Genomic DNA, 384 nt, shown 5'->3' on the forward strand with positions numbered 1-384 from the left:
GTATGAAAGCCATTGCTGGTCTCACAGTTAACATTAAACAAGGTGAGTTTGTATACGTAGTTGGACCGAGTGGAGCCGGGAAATCTACATTTATTAAAATGATGTATCGTGAAGAGAAGCCATCTACAGGATCAATTAATGTAAATGGACTTGTAATTGAAACATTAGCAGAAAGAGATGTTCCATATTTCCGTCGTCAATTAGGCGTGATTTTCCAAGATTTTAAATTGCTACCTAAATTAACGGTATATGAGAATGTTGCGTTTGCTTTAGAAGTAATTGAAGAAGAGAAGGAAGCGATTCGTGAGCGCGTTACAGAAGTGTTAGGTCTTGTTGGTCTTGAAGAGCGTGCCGATGCACTTCCAAATGAGCTTTCGGGCGGAG

1 protein-coding gene is annotated in these 384 nt (G+C 39.8%); it reads left to right on the plus strand.

Translation table 11 applies throughout. From position 1 onward, the window contains the following. Positions 1 to 2: 2 nt before the first annotated feature. Positions 3 to 384: cell division ATP-binding protein FtsE (locus tag SB775_RS27720; protein WP_410864353.1), on the plus strand; the 382-nt coding region annotated here is incomplete at its 3' end.

The organism is Peribacillus sp. SIMBA_075, from assembly GCF_046534585.1.